This window comes from Streptomyces sp. NPDC020490, from assembly GCF_044335305.1.
GTDB lineage: Bacteria > Actinomycetota > Actinomycetes > Streptomycetales > Streptomycetaceae > Streptomyces.
Genome location: NZ_JBIRUY010000005.1, coordinates 125,506 through 138,388 on the forward strand (window position 1 = coordinate 125,506; position 12,883 = coordinate 138,388).

Genomic DNA, 12,883 nt, shown 5'->3' on the forward strand with positions numbered 1-12,883 from the left:
CCGTGCAGCCGTCAATGAGCCGTCCAGACATGCCGCCATGCAGCCATGCCACCGTGCAGCCGTGCAGCCGTGCCGCCGTGCCGCCGTCCATGAGCGTACGGGTGTACGGACGCACGGCGGACGGCGGATGGTTGCGCGGCCGGACAGCCGCTCAGTGCCCCGGAGCCCGGCCGTCAGCGGGTCGCGCCGACGGTCTCCTCCGTGTCCGGCTCCCCGATGAACGTCCGCCACAGCGCGGCGTACCGCCCGCCCCGGGCGAGCAGTTCGTCGTGGGTGCCGTCCTCGGCGACCCGGCCGCGGTCCATGACCACGACCCGGTCCGCACGGGCCGCCGTGGTCAGCCGGTGGGCGACCACGAGGGTGGTGCGGCGGCCGGCGAGACGGTCGGTGGCCTGGTTGACCTGTGCCTCGGTGGCCAGGTCGAGGGCGGCCGTCGCCTCGTCGAGGAGCAGGATGTCGGGGTCGACGAGTTCGGCGCGGGCGAGCGCGATCAGCTGGCGCTGGCCGGCGGACAGGTTGCGGCCGCGCTCGGCGACCTCGTGCAGGTAGCCGCCGTCCAGCGTGGCGATCATCTCGTGCGCGCCGACCGCGCGGGCCGCCGCCTCGACCTCGGCGTCGGTGGCGCCGGGACGGCCGTAGGCGATGGCGTCGCGGACGGTGCCCGGGAAGAGGTACGCCTCCTGCGGGACGACGCCCAGCCGGTGCCGGTACGACGTCAGGTCCAGGGACCGCAGGTCGGCGCCGTCGACGGTGACCCGGCCGCCCGTCGGGTCGTAGAAGCGGGCGACCAGCTTCACCAGGGTGGACTTGCCGGCGCCGGTCTCGCCGACGAACGCGACGGTCTGCCCGGCGGGGATGCGCAGGTCGACGCCGCTGAGGGCCTCCTCGTCGGCACCGTAGGCGAAGTGGACGTCCTCGAAGGCGATCTCGCCGCGCAGGGAACGCACCTCGCGGGGGGCGTCGGCGGTCTTCGTGGAGGTCGGTTCCTGGAGCAGTTCCTGGATGCGGCCCAGCGAGACGGTGGCCTGCTGGTAGCCGTCGAAGACCTGGGAGAGCTGCTGGACGGGCGCGAAGAACAGGTCGATGTAGAGCAGGTAGGCGACCAGCGCGCCGGTGGTGAGCGTGGCGTCGTCGACCCGGCCCGCGCCCGCGATCAGCACGGCGGCCGCGGCGACGGAGGACAGGAACTGGACGAACGGGAAGTAGACCGAGATCAGCCACTGGCCGCGGATACGGGCCCTGCGGTAGCTGTCGCTGCGCTCGGCGAACCGCCGCCCGCCGTCCTGCTCGCGCCGGAAGGCCTGCACGATCCTCAGCCCGGACACCGACTCCTGGAGGTCGGCGTTGACCGCGGACACCCGCTCGCGGGCGAGTTCGTACGCCTTCACGCTCGCCCGGCGGAAGAAGAACGTGGCGACGAACAGCGGCGGCAGCGTCGCGAACACGACCAGCGCGAGCTGCACGTCGATCACCAGCAGGGCGGCCATGATGCCGAAGAAGGTGACCACCGACACGAACGCGGTGACCAGGCCCGTCTGCAGGAACGTCGACAACGCGTCGACGTCGGTCGTCATCCGGGTCATGATGCGGCCGGTCAGCTCCCGCTCGTAGTAGTCGAGGCCGAGCCGCTGGAGCTGCGCGAAGATCTTCAGCCGCAGCGCGTACAGGACCCGCTCGCCGGTGCGTCCGGTCATCCGGGTCTCGCCGACCTGCGCCGCCCACTGCACGGCGACCGTCAGCAGACCCAGCAGGGACGCCGTCCACACCGCGCCGATGGCCATCGCCGTGACGCCCTGGTCGATGCCGTGCCGGATCAGCACCGGCAGCAGCAGCCCCGCCCCGGCGTCGACGGCCACCAGGCCCAGGCTGACCAGCAGCGGCAGCCCGAAGCCCCGCAGCAGCCTGCGCAGCCCGTACGACTCCTCCGGCGTCACCGCCCGCGCCTCGTCGACGTCGGGGGTGTCGTTCGCCGGGGGCAGCGCCTCGACCTGCGCCAGCAGTTCGGGTGTGGCCGGCATCCCGGCCAGCGCCGCGTCCTTGGGCTCGCGGTCGCCGGTCCACAGCCGCGGCGTCACCCCGCGCTCGGCGTCGAACTCGGCGTCCAGCTCGTCGCGCACGGAGGTGTCCTCCGGCGGCGCGGCGGCCTGGGCGTGGCCGGGCGAGACGCCGCCCAGCTCGTCGGGGTCGGTGAGCAGGCGGCGGTAGAGCGCCGAGCGCTCCTGGAGTTCCTCGTGGGTGCCGATGTCGGCGAGCCGGCCGCCGTCGAGGACGGCGATGCGGTCGGCGAGGTTCAGGGTGGAGCGGCGGTGGGCGATCAGCAGGGTCGTACGGCCCTCCATGACGTGCCGGAGCGCCTCGTGGATCTCGTGCTCGACGCGGGCGTCCACGGCGGAGGTGGCGTCGTCCAGGACGAGCAGGCGCGGGTCGGTGAGGATCGCGCGGGCCAGGGCGACACGCTGACGCTGGCCGCCGGAGAGGGTCAGGCCGTGCTCGCCGACCTTGGTGGCGTAGCCGTCGGGCAGCTCGCGGATGAAGCGGTCGGCCTGGGCGGCGCGGGCGGCGGCCTCGATCTGCTCGTCGGTGGCGTCGGGACGGCCGTAGGCGATGTTGTCGCGCACCGTCTCGGAGAAGAGGAAGGAGTCCTCGGGCACCAGGCCGATCGCGGCCCGCAGCGAGTCGAGGGTGAGCTCGCGGACGTCGTGGCCGCCGACCAGGACCGCGCCGTGGGTGACGTCGTAGAAGCGCGGCAGCAGCAGGGAGACGGTGGACTTGCCGGAGCCGGAGGAGCCGACGACGGCGAGGGTCTCCCCGGCGCGGATCTCGAAGCTGAGCCCTTCGAGGACGGGCCGCTGCCGGTCGTAGCCGAAGGACACGTCGTCGAACTCGACGGTCGCCGGCGCGTCGGCGGGCAGCTCCCTGGTGCCGTCGGTGAGCGACGGCTCGGTGTCGATCAGCTCCAGGACGCGTTCGGTGCCCGCCCGCGCCTGCTGCCCGACGGTGAGGACCATGGCCAGCATGCGGACCGGGCCGACGAGCTGGGCGAGGTAGGTGGAGAAGGCGACGAACGTGCCGAGCGTGATGTGCCCGCGCACGGCCAGCCAGCCGCCGAGCGCCAGCATGGCGACCTGGCCGAGGGCGGGCACCGCCTGCAGGGCGGGGGTGTAGGTGGCGTTCAGCCGGATGGTGCGCAGCCGCCCGGCGAACAGCCGCCGCCCGACCTCCCGCAGCTTGCCGGTCTCCTGCTCCTCCTGCCCGAACCCCTTCACCACGCGTACGCCGCTGACGGCGCCGTCCACCACGCCCGCCACGGCGGCGGCCTGGGCCTGCGCGTACCAGGTGGCCGGGTGCAGCCGGGAGCGGCTGCGCCGGGCGATCCACCACAGCGCGGGCGCCACGGCGAGCGCGACCAGCGTCAGCGGCGGCGACAGCCACGCCATGATCACCAGGGAGATCAGGAACAGCAGGACGTTGCCGATGGTCATCGGCAGCATGAACAGCAGGCCCTGGATCAGCTGGAGGTCGCTGGTGGCGCGGCCGACGACCTGCCCGGTCGACAGCTCGTCCTGGCGGCGGCCGTCGAGCCGGGTGATCGTGTCGAACATCGCCGTGCGCAGGTCGTGCTGGACGTCGAGGGCGAGCCGGCCGCCGTAGTAGCGGCGGACGTAGGTCGCGGCGTACACGAGCAGGGCGGCGCCGATCAGGGCGCCCGCCCACGGGGCCATGCGCCGGGTGTGACCGCCGATCACGTCGTCGATGATCACCTTGGTGATCAGCGGGACCGTCGCCATGACCGCCATGCCGGCGAGCGAGGAGCCGAGGGCCAGGACGACGTCCTTCGGATACCGCCACGCGTATCCGGCCAGTCGCCGTGCCCATCCCCGTTGCTCACTCACGCGGGTGCCTCCCGTTCGTCCTGGTCTGCCGGAAGGCACCAACGCCGAGCGAAGCGGATTTCATCCCTCCGCAACGATCGGGCTCGCGGGCCCGGGGTCAGAGACGGACGCGCAGGAAGTAGAACCGGGTCGTCTGCGTGGCGTTCTGGTTGTCGTCGCTGACCAGGAGCACCTTGAGGCGTCCCTTCGCGCGACCGGTGACCGTCATGCCCTCGATGTTGTCCAGCAGCGGGTTCGGCTGGGGCTGCTTGGCGGTGGCGCCCAGGGAGGGGCAGTCCGCGAGGTCGGCCAGCAGCGTCTTCTTGATCAGCCGGACGCCGGGCTGCCCGGTCAGGTTCTCGACGCCGCTGGTGTCCGTGGCGCGGCGCGGGTCGGCCAGGTAGAGGCGGACGGTGTTGCCGACGCCGGAGGTGAAGCCGCGCTCCAGGACCAGCAGGCGGCCGTCGGGGGCGGCCTGCACCTCGGGCACGCCGAGCCCGGCGTCGACGGGGTAGGCGTACTGGGCGCCGAGCGCGAAGCGCCCGTCCCCGGTCCGCCGCCAGGTCTGGAAGCGGACGATGGCGGAGCTGTCGCCGCTCAGCGCGTACTCCATGGACGCCAGCAGCGTGCGGCCGCCGGGCAGCAGGGTCAGCCCCTCGAAGGTGCCGTTGCGGACGGCACGGCCGGCCGGGGCGACGCGGAGGGCGTCCGGCACGGGGAGGCGGTCGAGGATCTCGCCGTCGCGGGAGTAGCGGCGGACGGACGGCTCGGTCTCCGAGGTGATGAGCCGGGTTCCGTCGCGGTCGACGACGAGGCCCTCGCTGTCGAGCGCGGCGCCGCTCTCGTCGGCGAGCGGGACGACGGCCTTCGGCTGGAGGGTCTTCGCGTCGAGGTCGAAGAGGGAGGAGCGGTCCTCGAGCGCGGCGAGGGAGCCGTCCTTGTCGACGGCGAGCGCGGAGAAGTTGCCGACGAAGGCGCCCTGGTAGGTCGTCTTGTCGAGGGCGTCGGAGAAGCGGTCGAGGGAGACGGAGGGGGAGCAGGCGTTGTTCTGCACGCCGGGTCCGGCGGCGGATCCGGCGGCGGCCGGTCCTGCGGCGGTCACGCAGCCGGCCGCCGCCAGGGCCGCGGTGAGGGTGGCGAGTACGGTTTTCAGGCGCATGGACGTCACCGTAGGACGGGTCGGTGACGGGCGGAGGGCGGAGAAGCGTCAACTCGCGGCGAGATCCTTGTGGATGACCTTGGCGACGCCCTGGATGGTGGTGACGCCGTAGCTCATGGTGCTGTTGCCGTGCGTGAGCACCGTGATCATGTAGTCGTGGCCGCCGCCGTTGAAGGTGCCGACGCTGTGCACCCGCCAGCCGTGCGTGGAGCGCTGCAGCCAGCCGTTCTTGACGTGCACGGACACGGTGGACGGGGCGCCGTACGGGGTGCCCCAGCGCTGGGAGGAGATGACCTGGCCCATCAGCTTCAGGATGTAGGCGCGGGAGTTGTCGCTGAGGACCGTGTTCTTCGCGGTGATGAGCTTGAGCAGCTTCTGCTCGTCGGTCACGGTGATCTGGGTCAGGCCCCAGTGGCCGTTCGGGTCCGGCTTGGTCTGGGTCATGCCGGCCGCGGTGAGGAAGCCCTTGATCTTCGTCAGGCCGAGCTGCTTCCACAGCGTGGTGGCCGCGGTGTTGTCCGACTTGGTGATCATGGCCTTGGCGAGGGACGCCTCGCGGTCGGTCAGGTAGCGGTTGTGCTTCTTCGCGTCCCACAGCAGCGTGGCGAGGATGGTCACCTTGACGACGCTGGCGGAGTCGTAGGCGTAGGTGGAGCGCAGGGTGCAGGTCGTCTTGGTGGAGCGGTCGTAGAGGCCGACGGCGATGGTGCCCTTGCGGTTGGCGAGGGCGGCGGTGATGTCCTTCTGGAGCTTCGTGGCGAGTCCGGCCTTGGCGGACGTGCAGCTGACGGTGGGTGTGATGGCAGCGGCGGCGGGGGTCGCCGCGACGGTCGCCGGTATGAGCACCGCGGCGCCGAGGGCGGCGGTGAGCGCCCCGGCTCGTCTTGAGTTGAGGTGAGTCATGCCCAGTTGACTCACGAGACGGAGCCAATGGTTGTGCGCGGATCGGGAGATGAGCGCCCCGGCTCTCGGCGATCCGCGGCACGCCGGTCCGCGCGGCGCGCAACTCCGCCGGTGGGTGACGGAGTCGGGCCGAGGCCATGGCAGTCCCCGTCCCCGTCCGCGTCCGCGACCCCGTCCCCGACCGCCCCGATCGCGATCGGGGCAGTCGTGCGTCTGCCGGCCACCGCCATCGAGGAGGGCCGGGACCCGTCCTCGACGAGCGGCGTCCTGGCCGGCGCCGCCTACCGTGCGTTGACGGCCCGACGGGCCGGCCTCACTTCAGGTGCCGGGCGAAGAACCGGGCCGCGTCGTCCCCCGCGAACTGTGGGACGCCGGTGTGCCCGCCCATGTTGGCGTGCAGGGTCTTCTCCTTGGATCCGAAAGCGTCGAACAGGTCCAGGGCGGCCTGCCGGTCGTTCCCTTCGTCGTCCCACTGCAGCAGGACGTGCAGCGGAATGGTGACCTGCCGGGCCTCCTCGAACATGGCGCGAGGCACGAAACTCCCGGCGAACAGACCGGCGGCCGAAATGCGCGGCTCGACCACCGCCAGCCGGATCCCGATGGAGATCACGCCTCCCGAGTACCCGACCGGGCCGCCGATCTCGGGCAGCGAAAGGAGGGCGTCCAGGGCGGCCTGCCATTCCGGGACCGCCTTTTCGACCAGCGGGAGGATGAGTGCGTCGATGATGTCGTCGCTGACCCGCTCGCCGGCCTCCATCGCCCGGCGCAGATCGGCGCGGGCCTGCTCGGCGGCGGGCCAACGGGGCCGGTCGCCGCTTCCGGGGAGCTCGATGGTGGCCGTGGCGAAGCCCTCCGCCGCAGCGTGCCGGGCCCGGGCCACCAGTCGGGGGTACGTCTTACGCAGCCCCAGGGGAGGGTGGCCGAGCAGGATCAGCGGCGCCGGTGCGGATGCGGGCGTCCACAGGACGCCGGGGATCTCGCCGAGGGTGAATTCGCGTTCGAGGACGCCGTCGTCGAGGCGCCGTTCGGAAGTGAATCGCATGGTCGTGCCTTTCGGGAGTGCTCTGGAACGGCGCTCCCGGACGGCCTACCGCCCGACCGTGACCCCGGAGGGGAGCACCCATGTCGATACAGCGCTCACGGGTACCACCTCCTCGTTCTCTCGCACGGCCTCCGGAAAGCTAGCAACGGTCGCCGTGGTCCGCCAACAGGTTTTCCCCCGGCCAGGTTTTCCCCCGACCAGGTTTTCCCTCGGCCAGGTTTGCCCTCGGCCGGTCCGGATTGCCGGTTCCGGTCATGTGATTGACATGTTCGATTCATTTACACGACCGCGTGTCCATGTCACGCTCCCTCTGCCGCCTTCATTCAACCCGCGTAGATGGGACCCCACACATGCCGGCGACACGCATACGCCGCTGGAAGTCGGTGGCGCTGGCCACCGCCACCGTCCTGGTGGGCCTCAGCGCCCCGGCCCTGACGGCCACCCCGGCCGCCGCCACGACCACCGCGTACGACTCGACGTACTACAAGAACGCGGTCGGCAAGTCGGGCACGAGCCTGAAGTCCGCGCTGCACACCATCATCAGCAGCCAGACCAAGCTGTCGTACTCGGCGCTCTGGGAGGCCCTGAAGAACACCGACCAGGACCCGAACAACAGCAGCAACGTGATCCTGCTGTACTCGGGGATCTCCCGCAGCAAGTCCCTCAACGGCGGGAACACCGGCGACTGGAACCGCGAGCACGTGTGGGCGATCTCGCACGGCAACCTGACCACCTCCACCGGCCCGGGCACCGACCTGCACCACATCCGCCCCGAGGACGTGGCCGTCAACTCCAAGCGCGGCAACCTGGACTTCGACGAGGGCGGCAGCACCTTCACCAACTCCGGCGGCAGCAAGGTCGACTCGGACTCCTTCGAGCCGCGTGACGCGGTCAAGGGCGACGTGGCCCGCATGATCCTCTACATGGCGGTCCGCTACGAGGGCGACGACGGCTTCGCCGACCTGGAGCCCGACGACAAGGTCGGCAACGGCTCCACCCCGTACATCGGCAAGCTCTCGGTGCTGAAGACCTGGAACGACGAGGACCCGCCGGACGCCTTCGAGGAGCGCCGCAACCAGGTCATCTACGACACCTACCAGCACAACCGCAACCCGTTCATCGACCACCCGGAGTGGGTCGACGCGATCTGGTAGACGGCCGGCCGCCCGGGGTGCCGGGGTCGTGCGCGTCCCCGGCACCCGGACAAGACGACCGGGGCGGGGTCACCCAGCCGCGTGCTCGGTGCGCTCCGCCGCGATCCGGCGGCTCATGATCGTCGTCAGTTCGTAGGCAGTGTGGGAGGCGGCCACCGAGGTGATCTCGGCGTGGTCGTAGGCCGGGGCCACCTCGACGACGTCCGCCGAGACCAGGTTGCAGGAGGCCAGGCCGCGCAGGATCTCCAGCAGCTCGCGGGAGGTCATGCCACCGGCCTCGGGCGTGCCGGTGCCGGGCGCGTGCGCCGGGTCGAGGCAGTCGATGTCGATGGAGATGTAGAGGGGCCGGTCGCCGATGCGCTGCCGCAGCTGGTCGGCGACCTCGTCGGCGCCACGCCGGTAGACGTCGGCGGAGGTGACGATGCCGAAGCCCATCTTCTCGTCGTCGGTGAGGTCCTGCTTGCCGTACAGCGGGCCGCGGGTGCCGACGTGGGACAGCGCGGAGGTGTCGAGGATGCCCTCCTCCACCGCGCGGCGGAACGGGGTGCCGTGCGTGTACTCGGCGCCGAAGTAGGTGTCCCAGGTGTCGAGGTGGGCGTCGAAGTGGAGCAGGGCGACCGGGCCGTGCTTCCTGGCCACCGCGCGCAGCAGCGGCAGGGCGATGGTGTGGTCGCCGCCCAGCGTCATCAGGCGGGCGCCGGTGGAGAGCAGGTCGTCGGCCGCCGCCTCGACCGTCTCCACCGCCTCGTGGATGTCGAAGGGGTTCACCGCGATGTCGCCGCCGTCGGCGACCTGCGCCAGCGCGAAGGGGGACGCGTCCTGCGCCGGGTTGTAGGGGCGCAGCAGCCGGGACGCCTCGCGGATCGCGTTGCCGCCGAAGCGGGCGCCCGGCCGGTAGGAGACGCCCGAGTCGAACGGCACGCCCACCACGGCGACGTCGGCGCGGCCGACCTCGTCGAGGCGGGGCAGCCGGGCGAAGGTCGCGGGTCCGGCGTACCGGGGGACGCGGGAGGAGTCGACGGGGCCGCGGGGCGTCTCGTTGCTGCTCATGGGTCATGCCTTCCTTCTGCGCGCTGCCTGCCACCGACACTAGGTGGCCGGAGCACGGCTGCGAAGTGTACGTTTCCTCCATTCAGACCGCTGATGACGGAGGAAACGTCCACATGCCTTCGTCCTCCGCGCCGGACCCCGTGTCTCCCCTCACTCCCCCGGTGCCGCTGGCGTCCCTGCTGGCCCGCGAGGACCTCGCCCTGCGGCAGATCGCCGGGCCGTCCGGCCCCGGCGTCGTCGTCCACGCGGCGCACGCCTCGGAACTGGCCGACCCCTCCCCGTACCTGCTGGGCGGCGAGCTGCTGCTGACGGCGGGCGTGCACATCCCGGAGGCGGCGGCGGGTTCCGGCGCCGGTTTCGACGACTACGTGGCGCGGATCGTCGCGGCGGGCGGCGCGGCCCTCGGCTTCGGGCTGGCGCCGGTGCACGACACGGTGCCGCCCGCCCTGGTCGCCGCCTGCGACACGCACGGGCTCCCGCTCGTCGAGGTCCCGCCGCGGACGACGTTCTCGGGCGTGGCCCGCGCGGTGTGGCAACTGATGGCCGAGGTCCGCCTGGCGGAGCTGCGCCGGGTCGCGGAGGCGCAGCAGGGCCTGGCCGCCGCGGCCGCCCGCCCGGACCCGGTGCCGTCGGTGCTGCGGAGGCTGGCCCGGCAGGTGAACGGGTGGGCGGTGCTGTACGGGCCGGACGGTGCGGAGATCGCGTCGGCGGGGCGGCCGGCGCCGGCGGAAGCGCGACAGGCGCTGGCCCGGCTCGCGGACGTCGTACGGCCGGGCGCGAACCGGTGGGCGGACGGCCCCGCTCGCCTCGCCGGACCCGCTCCCGCCTCCGCCACCGACACCGTCGCCGGCGCCCACCTCGCCGCCTACGGCCTCGGCGTCGGCCAGGGCTTCGTCCTCGGGGTGGCCGCCGCCCGGCGGGACCCCGGCGACCACACCGTCGCCTCCGTCGCCGCCGTGCTGCTGTCGCTGCTCACCGGCGCCCACCGCGGCGGCACCGAGGCGGCCCGCTCCGCGGCGCTGGTACGGCTGCTGCTGGGCGCCCCGCCCGACGAGGCCGCCGCGCTGCTGGGCGCCGAGCGGTGGATCGTCGTGCACGGCCGGCCCGACGAACGGCCGCCCGGCACCGTGGCCGCCTCCGCGCTGGGCGCCGCGCTCGGCTCGCCGCTGGTCGACCTCGGGGACGGAGTCGTACGGGTGCTGGTGCCCGCCGACCGGGAGCCGACGCCGTGTCCCGGCTGGACGCTCGGCGTGAGCGCGGCCGCCGGTCCCGGCGAGTGGCCGGCCGCCGACGCGCAGGCGGCCCGCGCCCTGGCCCGCGCCCGCGCCACCCGCGTCCCGCTCGTCCGGCACGGCGCCCGCCCCGCCCTCGCCGAACTGGTCGGCCCGGCCGAGGCGCAGGCACACGCGCGTGCGCTGCTCGACCCGATCGCCGCCACCCCGGCCCTCACCGAGACGCTGCGCGCCTGGCTTTCCCTGCACGGGAGTTGGGACCGCACGGCGGTGGCCCTGTCGGTGCACCGCAACACCGTCCGCCAGCGCATCGCCCGCTGCGCGACCCTGCTCGACGCCGACCTGGACGACCCCGACGTCCGCATGGAACTGTGGTTCGCCCTGCGGCAGATGCGGTAGCGCGGTAGGCGCGGGGGAGGGAGCGGCCCGCGAGCGGCGTGCGTCCGCCGTGCCGCGCGCGGCACGCCCGCAGGTGCCCTGTCGGCGGGAGGACCCCGGGCCCCCGGTCCCGCTCCCGGCTCCCCGGTCGTCGCACCGCCGGAAGCCGGCCCACGCCCGGCACGGAGCGGACAGTGCGCCCACCGCACGCACGTGAACGGCGTCCCGGCGGACGGAAGCGCCGGGGCCGGGCACAGGCGTCCGCGCCCGGCCCGCCCGCACGGCCACGCGGGCCGGATGGTCCCGTACCGCCGGTCCCCGGCCCCCGCCGGGTCACCGCACCGTCCGCAGGTCGGCCTGCGCCCGGTGCGCGGGCCCGGCCCGGCGCAAGGGCGTGCGGCACGCCGACGGCGCGCGCCGCGCCCGCCCGCCGGCGCGGTCCCGGTCCGTACCCCGGCGCGCACGTGACCCGCGTCCCAGCGTGCGGAAACGCCGGGGACGGGCACAGGCGCCTGCCTCACAATGGGAGCCATGCCGATACCCGGGACACCCAGCCGCGCCGAGCTCGTCGACCACCTCGTCAAGACCCGTATCGCGGGCGACGTGGCCACCCCGCGCGAGAACAACCTCTCCCACTACCGCCAGCTCGCCAACGGCGTCCGCAACTTCTGGCTCGGCCTGGAACTCGGCGACCGCTGGCGGGACGAGCAGGATGTGCTCGCCGTGATGGCGGAGCGGGTGGGCGTGAACGACGACCCGGAGCACCGGTACGGCCAGGACACCATCGACCCCGAGCTGACCGTCGACGCCCTCGACCGGATGGCGGCCCGGCTGCGCAAGGCGGCCGACGGACGGCAGCGGGTGCTGTTCGCGACCGGCCACCCCGGCGGCCTGCTCGACGTGCACCGCGCCACGGCCGCCGCGCTGCGCGCCGCCGGGTGCGAGATCGTCGTCATCCCGGACGGGCTGCAGACGGACGAGGGGTACGTGATGCAGTTCGCGGACGTGGCGGTGCTGGAGCACGGCGCCACGCTGTGGCACACGCACTCGGGCGAGCCGATGAAGGCCATCCTGACGGCGCTGGAGCGTGAGGGCCGCCCGCTGCCCGACCTGGTCGTCGCCGACCACGGCTGGGCCGGGTACGCGGGCCAGCACGGCGTGGACTCCGTCGGCTACGCCGACTGCAACGACCCGGCGCTGTTCCTCGCCGAGGCCGAGGGCACCGTACAGGTGACGGTCCCGCTCGACGACCACGTGCTCAGCCCGCGCTACTACGACCCGCTGACGGCGTACCTGCTGGCGGAGGCGGGGCTCTCCTGACGCCGATGCCCTTCCGGTGACCGGTCAGAGGCCGGCGATGGAGGCGGGGGCGCGCTCGGCGCGGGCGAGCCCCCGGATCACGTCCACCGTGCCGTGCCGCCGGACCGCGAGCCGGGCGAGCAGTTCGACGACCGGCGCGGTGACGCTCTCGGGGAACTCCGGCGTCGGCAGACCCGCGCTGCACGCCAGGTCGTCGGCGTGGACGACGTGTTCCGTCAGGCGGGTGAGCAGGAAGTCGTCGAGTTCGAGGGACCACCCGCCCCAGGTGGCCACGTGCACGGGCCGCGCGGCGGGCGCCCGGGGCACCTCCGTGCGCAGCGCGTCCAGCGCCTCGCGCACGCGCGCGTTCAGGGCCGCGTGCCCGTCGGCCGCCCTGGCCTCGCCGCCGGCGCGGATGCGCGCGCTGACCGGAGCGTCGGCCCCGGCGTCCAGCCAGATCACGCGCTCCAGGTAGTACGTGCGCAGGGAGACGACGGGCTCGGACGGCACGGGCGCGGCGAGCAGGCCCGGCAGGTCGAGGTCCTGCCCGAACAGGTGCCCCGCGAGCCCGCGCACGCCGAAGTCCTTCAGCACGCTCGGCCGGTCCCATACGGCTGCCACGGCGGGGTCGGCGAGCAGTCCGGCGACCGTGTCCGCCGCCAGGAGGTAGGCCTCCCGGATCCGCCCGCCCCGCCAGTTCCACGATTCCGTCATGGCGCCCATCCCAGCGCGGGCGCCGCCGCTCGGCAACCGGGTCACACGGCAACCCGGTTGTCCGGCGCGACCATTGACAC

The 12,883-nt window shown here is 73.5% G+C and carries 9 protein-coding genes; 3 read left to right on the forward strand and 6 right to left on the reverse strand.

Annotation, left to right across the window (positions count from 1 at the left end):
• Positions 1-173 precede the first annotated feature (173 nt).
• The 4 genes from ACH4ZX_RS08320 to ACH4ZX_RS08335 all read right to left on the reverse strand — a co-directional run bounded on the left by ACH4ZX_RS08320 (position 174) and on the right by ACH4ZX_RS08335 (position 6,976).
• Entirely contained in the window at positions 174-3,893 is a 3,720-nt protein-coding gene (locus ACH4ZX_RS08320) for an ABC transporter ATP-binding protein (RefSeq protein WP_398269415.1), read from the reverse strand.
• A 97-nt stretch (positions 3,894-3,990) separates the two neighbouring features.
• Positions 3,991-5,031 carry an esterase-like activity of phytase family protein gene (locus ACH4ZX_RS08325; RefSeq protein ID WP_398269418.1) on the reverse strand — a complete coding sequence of 347 codons (1,041 nt, stop codon included), beginning with the start codon at positions 5,029-5,031 and terminating at the stop codon, positions 3,991-3,993.
• A 48-nt stretch (positions 5,032-5,079) separates the two neighbouring features.
• Complete coding sequence (locus ACH4ZX_RS08330; protein WP_398269421.1) at positions 5,080-5,934, reverse strand: serine hydrolase; 855 nt, start codon at positions 5,932-5,934, stop codon at positions 5,080-5,082.
• Between the two features lie 313 nt (positions 5,935-6,247).
• Positions 6,248-6,976, reverse strand: a complete 729-nt coding sequence (locus ACH4ZX_RS08335) for an alpha/beta hydrolase (RefSeq protein WP_398269424.1) — start codon at positions 6,974-6,976, stop codon at positions 6,248-6,250.
• Positions 6,977-7,326: 350 nt separating this feature from the next.
• On the opposite strand from ACH4ZX_RS08335, the gene ACH4ZX_RS08340 reads away from it, so the two are divergent.
• Positions 7,327-8,130, forward strand: a complete 804-nt coding sequence (locus ACH4ZX_RS08340; protein ID WP_398269427.1) for an endonuclease I family protein — start codon at positions 7,327-7,329, stop codon at positions 8,128-8,130.
• A gap of 69 nt (positions 8,131-8,199) precedes the next feature.
• On the opposite strand, the gene speB is transcribed toward ACH4ZX_RS08340, so the two are convergent.
• A complete protein-coding gene (gene speB, locus ACH4ZX_RS08345) occupies positions 8,200-9,180 on the reverse strand; it encodes an agmatinase (RefSeq protein WP_398269430.1) in 981 nt (326 codons plus the stop codon).
• 113 nt (positions 9,181-9,293) lie between these two features.
• Here speB and ACH4ZX_RS08350 point away from each other — a divergent pair, with 113 nt between their 5' ends.
• Positions 9,294-10,811, forward strand: a complete 1,518-nt coding sequence (locus tag ACH4ZX_RS08350) for a helix-turn-helix domain-containing protein (protein WP_398269433.1) — start codon at positions 9,294-9,296, stop codon at positions 10,809-10,811.
• A gap of 510 nt (positions 10,812-11,321) precedes the next feature.
• Positions 11,322-12,110 carry a phosphatase gene (locus tag ACH4ZX_RS08355; protein WP_360756782.1) on the forward strand — a complete coding sequence of 263 codons (789 nt, stop codon included), beginning with the start codon at positions 11,322-11,324 and terminating at the stop codon, positions 12,108-12,110.
• Positions 12,111-12,134: 24 nt separating this feature from the next.
• On the opposite strand, the gene ACH4ZX_RS08360 is transcribed toward ACH4ZX_RS08355, so the two are convergent.
• Positions 12,135-12,803, reverse strand: coding sequence for a maleylpyruvate isomerase N-terminal domain-containing protein (locus tag ACH4ZX_RS08360; protein ID WP_398269436.1), 669 nt, complete (start codon positions 12,801-12,803; stop codon positions 12,135-12,137).
• Positions 12,804-12,883: the final 80 nt, after the last annotated feature.

Bases quoted from the DNA above. Each gene is read 5' to 3' on its own strand.
- ACH4ZX_RS08325 (WP_398269418.1), bottom strand. From the start codon at position 5,031: ATGCGCCTGAAAACCGTACTCGCCACCCTCACCGCGGCCCTGGCGGCG.
- ACH4ZX_RS08330 (WP_398269421.1), bottom strand. From the start codon at position 5,934: ATGACTCACCTCAACTCAAGACGAGCCGGGGCGCTCACCGCCGCCCTC.
- ACH4ZX_RS08335 (WP_398269424.1), bottom strand. From the start codon at position 6,976: ATGCGATTCACTTCCGAACGGCGCCTCGACGACGGCGTCCTCGAACGC.
- ACH4ZX_RS08340 (WP_398269427.1), top strand. From the start codon at position 7,327: ATGCCGGCGACACGCATACGCCGCTGGAAGTCGGTGGCGCTGGCCACC.
- speB (WP_398269430.1), bottom strand. From the start codon at position 9,180: ATGAGCAGCAACGAGACGCCCCGCGGCCCCGTCGACTCCTCCCGCGTC.
- ACH4ZX_RS08350 (WP_398269433.1), top strand. From the start codon at position 9,294: ATGCCTTCGTCCTCCGCGCCGGACCCCGTGTCTCCCCTCACTCCCCCG.
- ACH4ZX_RS08355 (WP_360756782.1), top strand. From the start codon at position 11,322: ATGCCGATACCCGGGACACCCAGCCGCGCCGAGCTCGTCGACCACCTC.
- ACH4ZX_RS08360 (WP_398269436.1), bottom strand. From the start codon at position 12,803: ATGACGGAATCGTGGAACTGGCGGGGCGGGCGGATCCGGGAGGCCTAC.